We start from the raw sequence: 17,394 nt of genomic DNA on the forward strand, positions 1-17,394 counted from the left end.
GGGCCTCAGGGCAGTGCGGTGAGAGTCACCGTGCCGCCCGGCTCGACCCGGTCGCCCGCGCCCGGGCTCTGACCGATCACCACCGAACGGTCGGAGCCCGCGAACTGGCGCACCTCCACGTCCAGCCCCAGCCGGCCGAGCTCGTCGCGTGCCGCGGCGACCGTGCGGCCCAGCAGCGAGGGCACCTTCACCGCGTTCGACACCAGCAGCGTGACGCTACCGCCGGCGTTGACCCGGTTCCCGACCGCCGGGTCGGTGCCCGCCACCCGTCCCGCGTCGACCTCCGCGTCGAACACCTCCCGCGTCTCGCGCACCGTGAGGCCGACCGTGTCCAGGGCCCGCCGGGCCTCGTCGACCGTGCGGCCCGCGACGTCGGGCACATCCACCGGCGGTGATCCCTTGCTGACGATCACCTTGACTTCCGCTCCCACCGGCAGGACCGTGCCGGGCGCCGGATCGAGGGCCGCGACCCCGCCCTCCTCGACGGCCGTGCTGTAGGCGGTGCCGCCGTCCACGGGGACGAGGGTCCGGTTGCGCAGTTCCTGCTCCACCACGTCGCGGTCGCCGCCCCCGACGATGGTGGGCACGGTCGGCCGGCCCAGCGAGACGAGCAGCACCACCTCGTCACCCCGGGCGACCCGGCTGCCCGCCTCCGGGTCGGTACCGAGCACGGTGTCGACCGAGGCGTCGTCGGAGTACTCGCCCTGCACCTCGGGAGTCACCTCGGCCGCCTGCAGCGCCGCGAGCGCGGTGTCCCGATCGGCTCCGAGCACGCTGGGCACGGTGGTCATCCGTCCGGACCCGAGCCACCATCCGCCGAAACCGACGGCCAGGGCCAGCACCAGGATCGCCAGCAGCCACAGCAGCGTCGTCCGCCGGTTACGTCGGCGCTCGGCGGCGAAATCGGCGACCGGGACCCGGGCAGGCTCGGCCTGCGGCCCCGACAACTCGGCACGCGGGTGCTGCTGGGTCACGACCTTCGTGTGCTGCGGGCCCACGGGGGCGAGCTGGGCCGCCGGTCCGGGCGGCATCGCGGGCGGGGGCAGCGGCCGCGAGGGTGGGGCCGCGGCGCGCACCGCCACCGTCGGCGGCGCAGGATCCACCGCGGCCGTCGCCGGTTCCGCGACGGCCGAAAGATGCTGCGCGGACCGTCGCGGTGCGGGCACCCGGTAGCGGGGCAGCGCCAGGACGTCGCAGACCTCGCTCAGCGCAGCGGCCATCGCCGCGGCGTCCGGGAACCGCTCACCCGGCTCCCGCTCGGTGGCGTGCCGGACCAGTTCGTCGAACTGCTCCGGGACCCCGTCGATGAGGGAACCGGGGTCCGGGACATCCCTGTCGACCCGCTGATAGGCCACCGAGAGCGACGTGTCGCCGGTGAACGGGGTGCGCCCGGTGAGCATCTCGAACAGCAGGATCCCGGTCGCGTACACGTCGCTGCGCGCGTCGGCGGTGCCCGTGGTCACCTGCTCCGGCGACAGATAGGCGGCGGTACCCAGGATGACGCTGCGCGACGTCGTCGTCGCCGCGGCGACCGCGCGCACGAGCCCGAAGTCGGCGATCTTCACCTCCCCGGCGTCGGAGATCAGCACATTCTCCGGCTTGACGTCGCGGTGCACCAGGCCGGCGCGGTGCGCCACCGCCAGCGCCCCCAGCACCGGCGCCGCGACGGCGGCCGCCGCGTGTGGTGGCATCGGGCCCCGTTCGCGCAGCAGTTCGCGCAGCGTGCCGCCCTCGACGAGTTCCATCACCAGGAAGACATGGTCCCCGTCCTGCCCCTGGTCGTACACCGCCACCAGACCCGGATGGGTCAACCGGGCCACCGACCGCGCCTCGAACTCGAACCGCGCAAGGAACTGAGGATCGGCCGCGAACTGCGGATCCATGACCTTCACGGCTACCGGACGGTCGAGCCGCAGGTCCGTGCCGCGGTACACGGTGGACATGCCGCCACGGGCGATCGGTGCCTCGATGCGGTAGCGCCGTTCGAGCACCGTGCCGATCAGGCGGTCGCCTCCAGAGCTCACCCGGTGTACCCCCGTGTTCATGCCGTCGATTCCTGCGTAGGTGCGGCGTGCGACGGGTCGGGCCGTCGGGTGCGCCTCTGTCGATCGTAGCCAGCGCACGAACCACCCGGTTACACGTGCGCGGCTCGCCGCGGTGACACTGCGCGGCTCGCCGCGGTTACACGTGCGCGGCTCGCCGCGGTGACACTGCGCGGCTCGCCGCGGTGATCACCCGACGGCCCGTCGTGGCAGCCGCCGCGAACCCGATAACGTTAGCGGCGTGAGTGCTATCCCTTACAGCGAAGACGTCCTCGACCGCTCCGTACCCGTGCTGCAACTGGTCGACGTGGCGAAGCAGCTCGGCCTGGTGATCACCCGGGTCCACCAGCTGCTGCGCGACCGCCAGCTGCTGGCGATCAAGCGGGACGGCGTGCTGGCCGTGCCGGCGGCGTTCTTCGACGACGACGGTTGGATCCTCACGGGCATCCCCGGTCTCATCGCGGTGCTGCACGACGGGGGATTCCGGGACGACGAGATCCTGAACTGGATGTTCCGGGAGGACGACACGCTCGCGGGCGGCTCCCCGGCGGCGGCGATGCACACCCACGCGAGGCGGGAGGTCATGCGCCGGGCGCAGGCGCTCGGTTTCTGACTCCGGCGGCTCAGCGCAGGCGGACCAGCTGTGTCAGCGCGACCCGCGCACGGCGCCGCGTGGGGACCACGGCGCGCACGTCGAGGACGCGGTACCCGCTGCGCTCGACCTCGTCGAGGATTCCTCCGTACAGCTCGAAGGCGGTGCGGATGCCGGGCCGGATCCGGTCCGGCAGCAGCGCCAGACCGGGCTCGGCGCGGCGGTACTCCGCGCGCGTCAGCGCCACGAAGTGGGCCAGGGCCCGGCGCACCCGCGGATCCGGGCTCCCGCCGGTGCGTCGGCCGTGCTCGAGCAGTGCGACGTCCACCCCGAACGCGGCCCAGGTGTCGGCCGGCAGGTAGGTGCGCCCCCGATCGAGGTCCTCACCCACGTCGCGGATGAAGTTCGTGAGCTGGAAGGCTTCCCCGAGCGCCGCGGCGTAGGGTGCGGCGGCGTCGATGTCGGCCACGTCGAACACCGGCAGCAACTGCAGCCCGATGACCGCCGCGGAGCCGTACATGTACTCCCGCAGTTGCGGCATGTCGTCGTAGCGGGCCCGGAACTCGGGCGTGCCGGGAATGTCCATGCGCATCGACCGGACGAACGCCTCGAAGTAGTCCAGCGGCAGGTCGTAGCGCCGGATCGTCTCGGCCAGCGCCCCGACCACCAACCCGGTGGCGTCCGCCGGTCCGGGATCACCGGCGAGCGCGGCGTGCAGCCGGCGCTCCGTCGCGGTCACCTGCAGCGCCGCGCCGGCCGGGTCGTCGACCGCGGTCACGTCGACGATGTCGTCGACGAGGCGGGCGAACCCGTAGAGGGCGTGGACCGCCGACCGTCGCGGGCGGGGCAGGAGGCGGGTGGCGAGGTAGTACGTCCGGCCGTGCGTGGCCGCCAGCTCCTCGCAGTAGCGGAATCCCGCGTCGGTCTCGGTCACGGTCACCTCGGATCCAGGGAGACGGCGGTGATCGGCGGCTCGCGCCGCGCGCGCAGCCGCAGCGGGTCGACGGTGCGAAGCGACACGGCGGCGATCACCGAGATGACGATCGCCAGGATCACGTGGGCAAGGTTGTACATGCCGATCGAGCCGTCGGGATTGAAGATCAACATCAGCCAGCTGGACAGGCCTACGAGCACTGCCAACGTGGTCGTCGACAGGGCGAAGCCCGCGGCCACCGCGAGCGGCCACGAGTAGTACCACGGCAGGGCGGCCGGCGAGAGCACCGTGATCGCGGTCAGCGTGATCACGATCCCGAGCACGGCGTCGCGCTCGGTGTGCCGGAACCGCCACCACGTCACCACCATGATCACCCCCAGGGCCACGGCGCAGAGCATGCGGGTGACGTCGAGGATGGACCCCAGCTGCCAGGGCGTGAACCACGTGACCGCGTGCGCCATGATCGTCGGCAGCGACAGCCAGTTGATGATCTTCGAGGAGCCGGACAGGGCCGTCAGCCAGCCGATACCGACGCCTGCGAGCGCCGAAGCCGCTCCGAACACGGCCGCGAACACCAGCAGCCCCGCGCCTGCGGTCTTCACGAACAGCACGATCGGAGCGGCCGGTTCGCGGCCCTGCGCCCGGGCGCGGTCACGTTCGTGCAGAATCCAGATCCACACCAGGAACGGCAGGGCGATGCCCGCCGACGCCTTGACGGCCGCACCGACGGACACGAGTGCGATGCCGCCGACGTGCCGGCCCTCCAGCACGAGCACGATGCCGGCGATCATGAAACCGACCATCAGCATCTCGTTGTGGACACCGCCGATGAGATGAATCAGGATCAGCGGGTTGAGCACTGCCAGCCAGAGGGCGATGCGGGGGTTGCCGCCGAGCCGGCGCGCCAGCTTCGGCACCGCCCACGCGGTGAGCACCAGTCCCGGCAGCATCGTCAGTCGCAGCAACCAGGTGCCGGTGACGACGTCGTCCCCCGTCAGCGACGTGATGCCGGCACCGAGCAGCAGATGCACCGGACCGTACGGGGTGGTGGTCGTCTTCCACACGTTGCTCACGTTGTCCAGCAGGACGCCCGGGTTGACGACCGGACCGTCGAGGTAGGGGTCGAAGCCGTCGCGGAGCATCGCCCCCTGGGCGAGATAGGAGTAGGCGTCGCGGCTGAACATCGGCGAGGCCACCAGCAGCGGCGCCACCCACATGGGCAGCACCGTCCACAGCTCGCGCAGCGTCACGTGCCCGGCGAGGGTGCTCCGGCCCAGCCGCACCCAGGCGGCGATCATCAACAGGACGCCGGCCCAGATCAGGATCGTCGAGAGCAGCAGGCCGTGCCCGAACCGCAACCAGGACAGGTACAGGTCCTCGAGCAGCGGGTCCTCCCGCCGGACGCTGCCCGCACCGAAGCCACCGAACGTGACGAATGCGGCGCCGAGCGCACCCAGCAGGCCGGCGTTGCCGGCCGGGCTTCGCAGGAAGTCGCCGGGTCTGCTCCGCACGGGCGGCGAGGCGGGCGGCTGCGATTCCGACGGAGGCTGCGGTTTCGACGGATGCTGTGGTGCAGCGTCGGAAGGGGCAGGGGACGACATGGTTGCGAGTTCCTCCCCCGGGAAGTCGTGGACGGTGCGGGGCCCGGGCGCGGCGCGGGCGGACAGGTGAACGAGGTGACAGTTTAGTTCAGCCGCGGCCGCCGGCGGTCCACCGCTCACCGCGCGGCGCGGACGCCGAGCCGCTCGGCGGCGAGCCGGCCCGACAGCACGACCGTCGGCACGCCCACGCCCGGCACGGTTCCGGATCCCGCGAGCACGACGTTGGGGTGGCGCGGATCCAGGTTCCGTCGCCGGAAGGGTCCGGTCTGCCGGAAGACGTGTGCCCCGGAGAACGGGCTGCCCGCAAGCATGCCCCTGGCCTGCCAAGTGGCCGGGGTGTCGATGTGGTCGATGCGGAACTCGTCGGCGACGGCGCCGTATCCACGCCGGCCGAGGACGGTGAGGAGCTCTGCCGCGTAGGGGTCGGCCAGAGCGGACCAGTCGTACGGGGCGCTGTCCAGATTGGGGCAGGGCGCGAGCACCGACAGCGGCTCGTGCGACACGCCGTCGCGGAGGAACCTCTGACCCGGGTCGCTCAGCGCCGGCCGGGTGATCAGCAGCGAGGGGTCGCTCATCAGCCGGCCGCGGCCCCGGCCCGCGCTGATCTCGGCGAACGTCTCCTCCCACGACGCACCGAAGTCGATGGTGTGGTGGTGCGTGGCGGGCCACTGCGCGGCGACGGCGGACGGCACGCTTCCGTGCAGCACCACGGCCGACGGCGACGCGAGCACGCGTCGTCGCCGGCGTGGGGGCAGCAGCGTGTCCACGACGGGAAGATCCGGGCTCAGCACCACGGCGTCGCACGGGACGCGTTCGCCCGAGGCGGTGCGGACGGCGGTGGCCGTCCGGCCGTCGAAGTCGAGGCCCGTGACCTCGGTGCCGAGGCGCAGGTCGCCGCCGGCGGCGACGATCGCGTCGGCCATGGCGCGGGCCAGCACCCGCATGCCGCCCTCCACCGCGTACACACCGAGGGAGGTGTCCATGTGGGCGATGGCGCCGTACACCGCCAGGGCCCGCGCGGGCGCGACGCCCGCGTACAGCGCCTGGAAGGTGAACACCCGGCGCAGCCGCGGGTCGGTGATCCGGCGGTTCACCTGCGCCCCGAGCCGGCCGAACCCGCCCAGGCGGAGCAACGTCGCCAGGTCGCGCGCCGCCGCGGGGGAGGCGACCAGGTCGAGGGGGGAGTCGAAGTTCGCGGCCATGAACCGGTCGAATTCGGCGTCGAAGATCTCGGCGAGCCAGGAGCGCAGCCGCAGGTAGCGCTGCGCTTCCTCGGCGCCGCACACCCGGGTGACCTCGGCGACCATCGCGTCCGGATCGGTGTGCACGTCCAGGGTCGTGCCGTCGGCGAACCGGGCGTGGTACGCGGGGGCGAGCCGTCGCAGCCGCACCGCCGGGGTGACGGACTCGAAGTCCGCGCCGACCGCCGCCAGGGCGTCCGCGATGAGCTCCGGCATGGTGAGCACCGTGGCCCCGTTGTCGATCTCGTATCCGGGCCCGGCGTGCACACCCACCCGCCCGCCGACGGTCGCCTCGCGCTCGAGGACGGTCACCTTGCGGCCCGCACCGAGCAGGTACAGCGCGGTCGAGAGCCCGGCCAGTCCGGCCCCGACGACGACGACCCGCTCCGCGCCGGTCACGGTGCGCATCACGCGGCCCGCCGCGTCGCGTGGAGCGCCGCCGCCCGCAGGCGGGCTTTGCCTTCGTCCGTCGCGCCCGAGGCGTCGAGGGTCGCCAGCGCGGTGTCGGTGAGCGCGGCGATGCGGCGTTCCACCCGCTCCACGGCCCCGAGCTCGATGATGACCGTCCGCAGCCTCTCCACGTCCGCGTCGGACAGGTCCGAGCCGATACTCTCGCGCAGCAACCGCGCGGCGCCGGGGTCACGGGCGTCGGCGGATTCCAGGGCCAGCGCATACAGCACCGTTCGCTTGCCCGAGCGCAGGTCGTCGCCGGACGGCTTGCCGGTGACCTCCGGATCCCCGAACACCCCGAGCAGATCGTCGCGAAGCTGGAAGGCGAGCCCGATGTCGGTGCCGAATTCCCGGTAGGCGGTGATCAGCGCGTCGTCGGCCCCGGCGAGGGCCGCGCCGAGGTGCAGCGGCCGTTCGATCGTGTACGCGGCGGTCTTGTACCGGTTGACCCGCATCGCCGCGGGGACGGACTCGTCGGCCGACACCTCTCCGGCGATGTCGAGGAACTGCCCGCCGAGGACCTCCGTGCGCATCGCCGACCACACCGGTGCGATCCGCGCGGTCGCGGCCGGCTCCAGTCCCGCCTCCCGGACCATGTCGTCGGCCCAGGCCAGAGCGAGATCGCCGAGGAGGATGGCCACGGCGGCACCGAACTGCTCGGGCCGGCCGCGCCAGCCCGACGCGCGGTGCCGGTCGGCGAACTCGACGTGCACGGTCGGGAAGCCGCGCCGGGTGGTGGACGCGTCGATGATGTCGTCGTGCACCAGGGCGCAGGCCTGTACCAGTTCGAGTGCGGAGCAGACCCGCAGCACCGCGGGCGCGTCGAGCCCCGACGGGTCGCCGCCGGCCCCGAGCCAGCCGTTCCACGCGAACGCCGGGCGTACCCGCTTGCCGCCTCGCAGCACGAACGATTCGAGTGCCGTGACGGCCTCGGGGTAGCCGCCGCCGATCGGCTCCACGAGTTCGATCCGGGAGACGAAGAAGTCGCGCAGGGCGCCCTCGACGAGATCGGGGAACAAGGCGGCGGGCACGGGTTCGGATCCGGTGAACAGGGCGTCCTCCTGGTCGTGTGTGGACGGGCCCGTCGGGCGACGGTGGGTGCGGCCACGGATCGAGCCCGAAAGGCGCTGGGCACACCCGAGCCCACCCTATCCGGCGGTCGAGGGGCTTGCCCCGGTTCGGCCCGCTCCGACGTGCCCCTATGCTGGTCGGGTGACTTTCGATTCCGACAGCGGGCCGGACGGCGGCGGAGAATCCCGTACGCCGTCGGTGGTGGACCGATTCCGTGCGCCCCGAGGCGCACGGATCCCGTTCTCGGTGGAGTTCTCCCCGCCGCGCGACGCCGACGCGGAGGCGCGCCTGTGGCGCGCCGTGCGCGAGTTCGAGCGCCTCGGCCCGGCCTTCGTGTCGATGACGTACGGAGCGGGCGGTTCCACCCGCGACCGCACCGTCCGGGTCACCGGTCAGCTGGCGCAGGAAACCACGCTCCTGCCGGTGGCGCACCTGACCGCCGTCGGGCACAGCATCGACGAACTGCGCGCCATGGTCGGCGCATACGCCGATCGCGGCATCACCAACATCCTGGCGTTGCGCGGCGACCCGCCGGGCAACCCGCTGGGAGAATGGACCAGGCATCCGGAGGGCCTCGAGTACGCCGAGGAACTCGTTCGGCTGGTCCGCGACCTCGGTGACTTCCACGTCGGGGTGGCGTCGTTCCCCGAGGGGCACCACCGCTCCCCGGACCTCGAGCACGACACGCGGTACCTGGTCCACAAGCTGCGCGCCGGCGCCGAGTACTCGATCACCCAGATGTTCTTCGACGTCGAGGACTATCTGCGGCTGCGGGACCGGGTCGTGGCCTACGACCCGGAGCAGGGCGCCAAGCCGATCATTCCGGAGATCATGCCGATCACGTCGCTGCGTACCGCGCGGCGCAGCCTCGAACTCTCCGGGTCGAGGCTGCCGGCCGCGCTCGAGGAGCGCCTCGTCCGGGCCGCCGGGAACGGCCCGGAGGAGGATCGCGCCGCCGTGCGCGAGGTGGGCATCGATGTCGCCACCGAGATGGCCGAGCGGCTCATCGCCGAGGGTGCGCCCTGCCTGCACTTCATCACCCTGAATTTCGCCCGGGCCACCCGCGAGGTGCTGGCCCGCCTGGGCATCGCGGTGCCGACGGCGGTCTGATCGAGCGGTCAGGGCAGCGGCCTGTCCTTCCAGCCGAGCCGGCCGGCGCGGCGCGCGCGGAGCGAGTCGATCGTCAGCGCCGCGAACCCGCACACCGCGAACGGGTGGGTGAGTGCGGCCGCCACGTCGGACGGGCCGGGCTCACCGCCGCGTTCGGTCGCACGGGCCAGGGTCCGGGAGACGACCGCCGCGGCGGTGCCGACCACCCCCCAGCCGCGGACCGGTCCGCGGCCGAGGAGAGCCGCCGCGGGAGGCAGCACGTAGGTCGCCGCCGCGGCGACGAGCACCGCAGCGGATCCGGCGGGCGGGCCGAACGCCGACCACAGCCAGCGCGTGTACCCGGCCCGCAGCGGCGCAGCGCCCTCGTACATCCGGCAGGACGCGACGTCGCCGGCCGCAGCCACCATCGTGCGCCGGCCGGCCCGGCGCAGTGCCCGGGCGAGGTCGAGGTCCTCGGTGGGACTGGACGCGACCGCGACGTGCCCGCCGACAGCGGCATACGCCGGCGCGTCGAACACCAGGAACTGGCCGCACGAGACCGCGGTCGACGGCCGGCGCGAGCGGTGGGACACCGCGACCGGCAGCGTCGCGAACCAGGACCAGAACAGCAGCGGCTGCACGAGCTGTTCGGCGGCGGAGCCGGCCCGCTGGAAGGGCCACGGGGTGAGCAGGTCGGCCCGCCGGTCCCGCAGCAGCGTCACCGCTGCCGCCACCGCGCCCGGCTCCAACCGCACGTCCGCGTCGACGAAGACGACCACGCCGGACGGATCGGTGGCCGCGTACGCGCGGGCGCACGCCGCGGCCTTGCCCGTCCAGCCGGGCGGCGGCGGCGCGGTCGAGCGGATCACCGTGACGTGGGGATCGTCCCCGGCCGCCAGCCGGGCCGCCTCGGCGGTGCCGTCGGCCGAGTCGTCGTCGAAGATCACCACCCGTAGCCGGCGCAGACCCCGCTGGGCCCGCAGATCCGCGACGAGATCCGGCAGGCGCCGGGCCTCGTTGCGGGCCGGAACGATCACGGTCACCGCTTCCTCGACCACACCACCCGGGACGAGCCGGGGCAGGGTGAGGCGATTGACGACGGCGACGGCAGCTCCCAGCGTCGCGGCGGCCGCCCCGGCGCGGACGACCCCGACCAGCGCCCGCATCGCCCTAGGACGCCGTCGCGTCGCCGCGTGTGCGCTGCCGCGGGGGAGCGGGGTTGCGGTTCATCCAGGCGAGGACCCCGATGATCGCGGCGACGCCTGTCGTGACGCCGGCGACGATTCCCGCCCAGCCGGCGAATCCCCGGGTGTTCGGGTCGGCGTAGCGGACCTCGGCGCGCAACGTGCTCACCTCACCGGCCGGCAGCTTCCACGTGACGATCGAGTCGGATTCACGGGTGCCGTTGGTCGTGGCCACCCGCGCCGGGAACGCGATCGTGATCTGGACGTCGGTGCCCTGCACGGGCACCGACTCGAGATCGACCTTGCCGTTGACGCTCACCAGGTCTCCGGCGCGCTGCAGCGCGAGCTGGAAGGTGCCCGAGGTCTGGTCGGACATCGACCCGAGCTGTTGGACGTCGCCGAAGCTCAGATCGCTGAAGAACACCTGGCTGCCGACGTACCCGTCCTGGTCGTACTCCTGCACGCGGACCCGGTCGGCGAGCGAGTCCGGGGCCACCAGCTGCGGTCCCTTGTCGTTCTCGTCGGCGGGAATGGTCGCGGCGACGATCTGGCCGGAGACGCGGTCGTCGGCCGAGACCCCCATCGTCGCCTGCACCCGCAGGCAGCCGGCGAGCACGGGGACGAGCAGGAGCAGGAGCGCCGCCGAGAGGGTCCGTCGGCGGGAGCGGGGCGAGGTGGGCAGGCGCACAGCGCCATCGTGCCAGGAGCGCGGGGACGTGTCAGACGCGAGCCCCTGCCCCGGCGCGTCGCCGCAGCGACCACAGCAGCGGGACGCCGAGCACGCTCATGACCGCGAAGCCGTAGACGGCCGAGTACCGCAGCTCCGGGGCGCTCAGGAGCACGCCGTGGGCGAGCGCAGACCCGAGCCACGTCCACAGGAACAGCACCAGCGGCACGGTGTCGTTGCCCGGGTGTACCCGGCCGGTCCGGTCGAGCAGGTCCAGCCCCACCGCCATCAGCGTGGCGACGAGGACCCAGCCGAGATAATTGGTGAGTGGGATCTGCTCGATGCCCGGCAGGCCGCCGCCGTTGCACCAGCTCCACTGTCCGTCGGACACCATCTGCGGGTCGAGGTACAGGTCCCAGCCGACCATCCCCACCGTGGTGAGCGCGATACGGGTCACCCGCTCGCGGTTCCCGCCCGGCCACGGCATCCCGCCGCGGGCGAGCAGCGAGGCCACGTACCAGACCGGGTACATCCCCGCGGTCCAGGCGAGCGGCACCACGAGGGGCACGTCGAACAGGGCGGGACCCAGCCGGTCGGTGGCGTACGCGTAGCAGCCGTACGGGTATCCGGTGGCGGTCCCCACGACCTCGGAGGCGAAGCCGACACCCGCCGTGATCACGAAGAACCCGGCGGTCCAGGCGAGGCCGCGCCGCGCCGCAGCGTGCGCGAGCCCGGCGGCCGCGAGGAGGGTGACCACCGCGACGGTGACGACGTCGCGGGCCTGGCCGGTGGTCAGCGGATAGGCGATCTGCGCGGCGATCGCGCCGCCGGCGAGAACGGCGGGCAGGCGATTCATCGCCGCCACCGCCCCAGCACCCGGCGCAGGGGGCCACCCCCGGCGTCGGCGAGCGCGCGCTGCGCGGCGTTGCGCCCGCTCGCGCCGGAGACCCCGCCCCCGGGATGGGTGGACGCGCCGGTCAGATAGAGCCCGTCGGCACCCGGCACCCGGTGCCCGGACAGCTCCGGCAGCGGCCGCCACATGAACATCTGGTCCAGCGACATCTCCACATGCATGACGTTGCCGCCGATCAGGCCCAGTTCGCGTTCGATCTCGTGCGGGGTCTGGATGTGCCGGTGCCGGACGGAACCGGCGAAGCCGGGGGCGAAGCGCTCCATCTCGGCGACGATCCGATCCGCCTCCGACTCGGCCAGTGCGGGCCACCGCCGGCCACCGGAGAGCCGGTACGGGTGCCACTGCGACCACAGGGTCACCTGGTGTTCGCCGGGCGGTGCGATCGACGGATCGAGCGCCGTGAAACTCATGGCCAGCACGGCCGGCCGCGGCGGTAGTTCCCCCGCCAGTGCCGCGCCGTGCGCGAGCCGGAGCCGGGCGCGGTCCTCGACGAGCAGTTGCAGGCCCCGCACGGCGTCGGACTCGTCGGCGGGACCGCTGGGGTACCGCGGCAGCGCGTCGGTCGCCAGGCGCAGCACCATGCCGATGCCGGGGCCGACGCGGATCCGGCGCCGCCATGCGTTCAGGCGGGCGCGGTCGAATCCGCCGCGTTCGAGCAGATCGAACGTGGTCAGCACGTGGCAGCCGGCGATCACGGTGCGCGCGGTGACGGAGCGTCCCGAGTCGGTACGTACCGCCCAGCCGTCCCCGGCCCGGCGGATCTCGGCGGCGGCGTCGCCGAGGGTGACGACGCCGCCGTCGACCGCGAGGCGGGCGGCCAGGGCCCGGGTCAGCGCGCCGCTTCCGCCGACGGCGCGGCCGGGCGGCAGCGTGTGCATCAGCGCGGCGAAGCCGACCATGGGGGCGGTGCCGGGTTCGGACATCGGGGGGCCGGACTGGGCACCGAACCAGGCGAGGGCGGCCTTGAGCGGCTCGTCGTCGAAGTACTCGTCGAGCAGGGCGTCGCCGGTGGTGAGGAACTGCCGGGAGAGGTCGCTGCCGCCACTGCCGGTGTCGAGGCCCCAGAAGGACGACAGCAGGTGCCGGCCGGTCGGCGGCACCGAGAACGAGCGCATCACCCGGGCGCTGCGCGGACCCCACACCGTCACGAAGCGGCGGTAGGCGTCGGCCTCGCGCGCTCCGCATGCGGCCTCGACGGATCGGCAGGTGCGGTCGAGATCACGATGGAAGACGATGCCCGGACGGTCGCTGCCCACGGGGGCGGGCGCGAACGCCCACGGGTCGCAGTCGACGTAGCGCAGGCCGTGGGCGGCGAGCTCGAGTTCCTCGACGATGCCGGTGTGCCGGATCATGACGTGGGCCGACGAGCCGCGGTCGACGGCGTGGCCCGGGAAGCGTTCCACGGTCGACACGGCGCCGCCGAGCACGGTGTCCTTCTCGAGCACCTCCACCGACCAGCCGGCACGGGCCAGATAGCACGCGCTCACCAGGGCGTTGTGCCCGGAACCCACGACGACGGCATCGATCACCCCGCCCACGCTACGGACCTTCGAGCGGAAGGTCCCGTCCCAGGACGGCGAAGGGGCGGGCGTCCCCGGTGAACCGGAACTGCCGGACGACGTCGCGGAACCCGAATCGCCGGTACAGCCGCCAGGCCCGGTTGTCCTCGCCGGCGATCTCGGGAGTGGACAGCAGGACCGTGCGCTCGGGGCGGTCGCTCAGCAACCGGCGCAGGAGCGCCTCCCCGATGCGGTGACCCTGGGCGTCCGGCCGCACGTGCAGTTCGGTCAGCTCGAAGTAGTCGCCGAGGACGGCGTCGATCGTCTCCGGGGGGTAGCCGGCGTGGCGCATCCCGGTCCGCACCTGCTGATTCCACCACTGGTGCGGCGACCCGCGATAGCCGTAGGCGATCGCGACGAGCCTCGACGGTTCGTCCGGCAGTGCCGCCGCGACAGCTTTCCATCCCGGCCGGGCGGAGTGCTCGGACCACATGGGCGCGCGGTGGTACTCGGTGCCGCGCGGGTATCGCATGGCGGCCACGTAGATGGGCAGCACCTCGGGCAGTCGCGCGCGGAACTCGGCAGCGGACAGATCGACGAGGATCGGCGCCGCGCCCCGCGGGGTCGCATCCGTACTCATGACGGGGACTGGACCGCCTTCCCTTGACGACGTGTCGGTAGGTGCAGCTATATTGAATACGTCGAACGGATGTTCGATACCGGGGATCCGGCGATGTTCGAGGGAAGCGAACATCGCCGGATCGCCGGGGCCGTGACCCGGCCGGTGCCCCGGCGGGGTGCAGGAGGTGTTCGGAGTGATGGTCACGTCACGAACCGCACAGTCGGGTGCGACCGGCCCGCGGGCCGTCGGCCGATCGGACTGCGCCGCCCGCCCGGTGTCGTCGCGCGCCGCGACATTGCTCGACCGTGCCGACGAGCTGCTCTCGGCGGCCGCCGGCACTCCGGAACCGTCCGAGCGATTCCACCTGGCCTATCTCGCCGCCCTGCGCGGTGCCGGCGCCGTGCTCGCGGGCGCCGAGTTGCGGGCGGTGCGGCCGGCGCGGCGTCCCCGCACCCGCAACGCCTGGGTGCTCATGGCCCGCGCGGAGCCGGAGTTCGCCGCCTGGGCGGACTTCTTCGCCGATCGTTCGGACACCCGCGCGGCGATCGAGGCGGGGGTCACGCGTTCCGTGCCCGCCGACGAGGCGAGCCGCTTCTACGACGAGGTGGGCCGCTTTCTCCACGAGGTGGAGGACTACCTGACGAGCGCGGACGACCCGTCGGCGTCCGGGAATTCGAGGTCGGGGGACGACCGGCGCAGCGCATGATCGGTGCAGGGGGCAGCCCGGGTCGTTCGACGGCCCGGGCCAGGGTCGTCGGTCCGTCATACGCAGGACCTTCGGAACCGTGATCGAACTCGAATCCCCAGTTGGTGGTCCCCGCCGGGATGTACTCGTATTATTGAGCCAGGCGGCCGTCAAAGTCGGCCCCCCGTCGATCTGGACCGCAGATCCGGCGGCCACCGTTTTAGTGCCGGGGGAGGTACCGTGCCACTCTCCGAGCACGAGCAGCGCATGCTCGAACAGATCGAGAGCGCGCTCTATGCTGAGGATCCCAAGTTCGCCTCTACCGTCCGGGGAAGCCGGATGGGGATGGCGTCCAGTCGGCGTCGGCTCCAGGCCGGCGCGTTGTTCGCACTGGGTTTGGCGTTGTTGATCGCGGGCGTCGCCCTCCCGGTGAAGCCGGGTGGGTTCCCGATCATCAGTCTCGTCGGATTCATCGTCATGTTCGGCGCGGGGGTCCTGCTCCTCCTCGGAGGCAAGCGCGGTCCAGGCGTCGGTGACGGTCCCCGCGGGGCAAGCCGCGGTGCCGGGGATGGTAGGTCCCGCGGCGGCCGCAAGTCCGGTGGAGGGTTCAGCAAGAGGATGGAGGACCGCTTCCGCCGGCGTTTCGAGCAGGAGTAGCGCGACAGTACTTCCACGCGAGTTCTCACGAACGGCGCGTCCCGCCACGGGACGCGCCGTTCGTCGTTCCCGGACGAGCGGCGGCCGCGGCGCCGGGCGCCCCACCGTCCCCCACGTTCGTACCCCACTTCCGCCCACTCCGGCTCCCGGGACCGGCGCGCAGCGGAGGCGACGGAGCCGACCAGCGTGTTTCCCGCGTCCGGGTTCGCTGTCCCGCGCCCGCGTCTCGGTCCGCGCGTCGCGACGCTGCCCGCGCCGTGCGTCGTCGCCCACTCCGCCCCACCCGCCGTGAACTGCGCACAGTCGAAAAACGGCGCCGCGCGCGGGCGCGTAAGCGGTTGAACGTGGGGGAAAGTGGGGTAGTGTGGGTCGCGGCGGAGGGGTTTCCTCCGTCGGGTAGTAGGCAGGGTCCGGCCGGGGCGTGGCGGGGGGTGTCGAGTGTTCCTCGGTACCCACACACCCAAGCTGGACGACAAGGGGCGGCTCACGCTGCCCGCGAAGTACCGAGACGAACTGGCGGGAGGGTTGATGATCACGAAGGGTCAGGACCACAGCCTTTCCATCTTTCCGCGCGACGAGTTCGCCGCCCTGGCCGAGCGCGCCGCCGCGGCCTCGCGGAGCAATCCGCAGGCCCGGGCGTTCCTCCGGAGCCTGGCGGCGGGAACCGACGAGCAGCGTCCCGATGCGCAGGGCCGGATCACCCTGTCCGCCGCCCACCGCAAGTACGCGGGGCTCACGAAGGACTGCGTCGTGATCGGTGCCGTCAAACACCTGGAGATCTGGGACGCGGCGGCGTGGGAGCAATACCTCGCCGAGCACGAGGAAGAGTTTTCGGAAGCGAGAGACGAGGCCCTGCACGACATTCTGTGACCGGAACCGCAGCAGCGACCGCAGTGCCACCGCGGCGAGTGCCGCGAGGCCTCTGCCCGACAGCGACCCTGACACACTTCCCCAGTGCCAGGTTCGTGAAACGGAACCCTGACGTACTTCCCCAACGCCAGGTTTCCAGTTCGGACAGAGACCTCGATGCATTCGCCGCGGTCGTATCCGGAGGCGTGACTGCGAACCCCCCGACCGAAGCCACGATCCGATCGCCCACGAACCGAGCAGGACAACCGGAGGAAGAATGGCGGAGGGTCAGGACGCGGCGGCAGTTCCGGAGGCCGGGAGTCCGGAGAGCTTCGGTCACATCCCCGTCCTGCTCGGCCGCGCCGACGAACTGCTCGGCCCCGCCATCGATGCCGCCGGCCCGGGCGCGATCTATGTGGACGCCACCCTCGGTCTCGGCGGACACTCCGAGCACTTCCTGCGGACCTATCCGGGTGTGCGCCTGATCGGGCTCGATCGCGACCCCGAGGCCCTCGCCGTCGCCCGCCGGCGGCTCGCGCCGTTCGCCGACCGCACGCAGTTCGTGCACACCCGCTACGACGGCATCGCCGACGCCCTCGCCTCGTGCGGGCTGGATCGGGTCGGCTCCGTGCATGCGATCCTGTTCGACCTCGGCGTGTCCTCGATGCAGCTCGACGAGGCCGAGCGCGGCTTCGCCTACTCCCGCGACGCACCCCTGGACATGCGCATGGACCCCACCACGGGCGTCACCGCGGCCGACGTGCTCAACACCTACAGCCACGGCGACCTCGCCCGCATACTCAGCACCTACGGGGAGGAGCGGTTCGCCGGGAAGATCGCCTCGGAGATCGTGCGGCAGCGGGCGAAGACGCCGCTGCGCACGAGCGGGGAGCTGGTGGAGCTGCTGTACCGGGCGATTCCGGCCGCGTCCCGCCGCACCGGCGGCCATCCCGCCAAGCGCACGTTCCAGGCGCTGCGGGTCGAGGTCAACGGGGAACTCGACTCGCTGCGCGCCGCGATCCCGGACGCCCTGGACGCTCTCGCCGTCGGGGGACGGGTGGTGTTCATGTCGTACCAGTCCCTCGAGGACCGCGTGGTCAAGCAGATTCTCACCCCGCTGACGAAGTCGAAGAGCCCGGAGGGGCTCCCGGTGGAACTTCCGGGTACCGGGCCCGAATTGCGGATGCTCACCCGCGGGGCGGAACGGGCGACGGAGCAGGAGATCGAGGCCAATCCGCGTTCGGCGCCCGTGCGCCTGCGTGCCGCGGAACGAATCGCCAGGAGGTAACCGATGACCG

16 protein-coding genes are annotated in these 17,394 nt (G+C 72.7%); 6 read left to right on the forward strand and 10 right to left on the reverse strand.

Going from position 1 to position 17,394, the window contains the following annotated elements:
- Positions 1 to 5 precede the first annotated feature (5 nt).
- Positions 6 to 2,024, reverse strand: coding sequence for a Stk1 family PASTA domain-containing Ser/Thr kinase (gene pknB, locus JYA75_RS16300; RefSeq protein WP_029544209.1), 2,019 nt, complete (start codon positions 2,022 to 2,024; stop codon positions 6 to 8).
- 259 nt (positions 2,025 to 2,283) lie between these two features.
- Between pknB and JYA75_RS16305 the strand changes: the two genes are divergently transcribed.
- Positions 2,284 to 2,655 carry an Rv2175c family DNA-binding protein gene (locus tag JYA75_RS16305; RefSeq protein WP_241009807.1) on the forward strand — a complete coding sequence of 124 codons (372 nt, stop codon included), beginning with the start codon at positions 2,284 to 2,286 and terminating at the stop codon, positions 2,653 to 2,655.
- A 10-nt stretch (positions 2,656 to 2,665) separates the two neighbouring features.
- Here JYA75_RS16305 and JYA75_RS16310 read toward each other — a convergent pair whose 3' ends face one another.
- From JYA75_RS16310 to JYA75_RS16325, 4 genes are all read right to left on the reverse strand, one after another.
- Positions 2,666 to 3,574, reverse strand: a complete 909-nt coding sequence (locus tag JYA75_RS16310; protein ID WP_029544205.1) for a phytoene/squalene synthase family protein — start codon at positions 3,572 to 3,574, stop codon at positions 2,666 to 2,668.
- On the reverse strand, positions 3,571 to 5,169 hold the full coding sequence (locus tag JYA75_RS16315; protein WP_050035366.1) for an alpha-(1->6)-mannopyranosyltransferase A: 1,599 nt from the start codon (positions 5,167 to 5,169) through the stop codon (positions 3,571 to 3,573). The genes JYA75_RS16310 and JYA75_RS16315 overlap by 4 nt, the downstream gene beginning before the upstream one ends.
- A gap of 116 nt (positions 5,170 to 5,285) precedes the next feature.
- A complete protein-coding gene (crtI, locus tag JYA75_RS16320) occupies positions 5,286 to 6,818 on the reverse strand; it encodes a phytoene desaturase family protein (RefSeq protein WP_029544201.1) in 1,533 nt (510 codons plus the stop codon).
- A complete protein-coding gene (locus JYA75_RS16325) occupies positions 6,818 to 7,891 on the reverse strand; it encodes a polyprenyl synthetase family protein (protein WP_232334180.1) in 1,074 nt (357 codons plus the stop codon). Before JYA75_RS16325 ends, crtI begins: the two co-directional genes overlap by 1 nt.
- A gap of 241 nt (positions 7,892 to 8,132) precedes the next feature.
- Between JYA75_RS16325 and metF the strand changes: the two genes are divergently transcribed.
- Entirely contained in the window at positions 8,133 to 9,041 is a 909-nt protein-coding gene (metF, locus tag JYA75_RS16330) for a methylenetetrahydrofolate reductase [NAD(P)H] (RefSeq protein WP_029544197.1), read from the forward strand.
- 8 nt (positions 9,042 to 9,049) lie between these two features.
- Here the strand turns inward: metF and JYA75_RS16335 are convergent, their stop codons facing one another.
- The 5 genes from JYA75_RS16335 to JYA75_RS16355 are packed head-to-tail and all read right to left on the reverse strand — an operon-like array spanning position 9,050 to position 13,923.
- Positions 9,050 to 10,186: a glycosyltransferase family A protein gene (locus JYA75_RS16335; protein WP_006933383.1), complete on the reverse strand. Its 1,137-nt coding sequence runs from the start codon at positions 10,184 to 10,186 to the stop codon at positions 9,050 to 9,052.
- A 4-nt stretch (positions 10,187 to 10,190) separates the two neighbouring features.
- Positions 10,191 to 10,892 carry a DUF3153 domain-containing protein gene (locus JYA75_RS16340; RefSeq protein ID WP_006933384.1) on the reverse strand — a complete coding sequence of 234 codons (702 nt, stop codon included), beginning with the start codon at positions 10,890 to 10,892 and terminating at the stop codon, positions 10,191 to 10,193.
- A 31-nt stretch (positions 10,893 to 10,923) separates the two neighbouring features.
- Positions 10,924 to 11,727 carry a carotenoid biosynthesis protein gene (locus tag JYA75_RS16345; RefSeq protein WP_006933385.1) on the reverse strand — a complete coding sequence of 268 codons (804 nt, stop codon included), beginning with the start codon at positions 11,725 to 11,727 and terminating at the stop codon, positions 10,924 to 10,926.
- Entirely contained in the window at positions 11,724 to 13,313 is a 1,590-nt protein-coding gene (locus tag JYA75_RS16350; RefSeq protein WP_203329204.1) for an NAD(P)/FAD-dependent oxidoreductase, read from the reverse strand. Before JYA75_RS16350 ends, JYA75_RS16345 begins: the two co-directional genes overlap by 4 nt.
- Positions 13,314 to 13,323: 10 nt before the next feature.
- A complete protein-coding gene (locus JYA75_RS16355) occupies positions 13,324 to 13,923 on the reverse strand; it encodes a GNAT family N-acetyltransferase (protein ID WP_029544191.1) in 600 nt (199 codons plus the stop codon).
- Between the two features lie 178 nt (positions 13,924 to 14,101).
- Between JYA75_RS16355 and JYA75_RS16360 the strand changes: the two genes are divergently transcribed.
- The 4 genes from JYA75_RS16360 to rsmH all read left to right on the forward strand — a co-directional run bounded on the left by JYA75_RS16360 (position 14,102) and on the right by rsmH (position 17,384).
- Positions 14,102 to 14,611, forward strand: a complete 510-nt coding sequence (locus JYA75_RS16360) for an SAV_6107 family HEPN domain-containing protein (RefSeq protein ID WP_081636941.1) — start codon at positions 14,102 to 14,104, stop codon at positions 14,609 to 14,611.
- Between the two features lie 219 nt (positions 14,612 to 14,830).
- Positions 14,831 to 15,247 carry a DUF3040 domain-containing protein gene (locus JYA75_RS16365; RefSeq protein WP_006933389.1) on the forward strand — a complete coding sequence of 139 codons (417 nt, stop codon included), beginning with the start codon at positions 14,831 to 14,833 and terminating at the stop codon, positions 15,245 to 15,247.
- Positions 15,248 to 15,685: 438 nt separating this feature from the next.
- Complete coding sequence (mraZ, locus tag JYA75_RS16370) at positions 15,686 to 16,117, forward strand: division/cell wall cluster transcriptional repressor MraZ (protein WP_006933390.1); 432 nt, start codon at positions 15,686 to 15,688, stop codon at positions 16,115 to 16,117.
- Between the two features lie 256 nt (positions 16,118 to 16,373).
- Positions 16,374 to 17,384 carry a 16S rRNA (cytosine(1402)-N(4))-methyltransferase RsmH gene (gene rsmH / locus JYA75_RS16375; protein ID WP_006933391.1) on the forward strand — a complete coding sequence of 337 codons (1,011 nt, stop codon included), beginning with the start codon at positions 16,374 to 16,376 and terminating at the stop codon, positions 17,382 to 17,384.
- Positions 17,385 to 17,394: the final 10 nt, after the last annotated feature.

The sequence above is a fragment of the Rhodococcus sp. PSBB066 genome, assembly GCF_017068255.1.
GTDB lineage: Bacteria > Actinomycetota > Actinomycetes > Mycobacteriales > Mycobacteriaceae > Rhodococcus > Rhodococcus aetherivorans.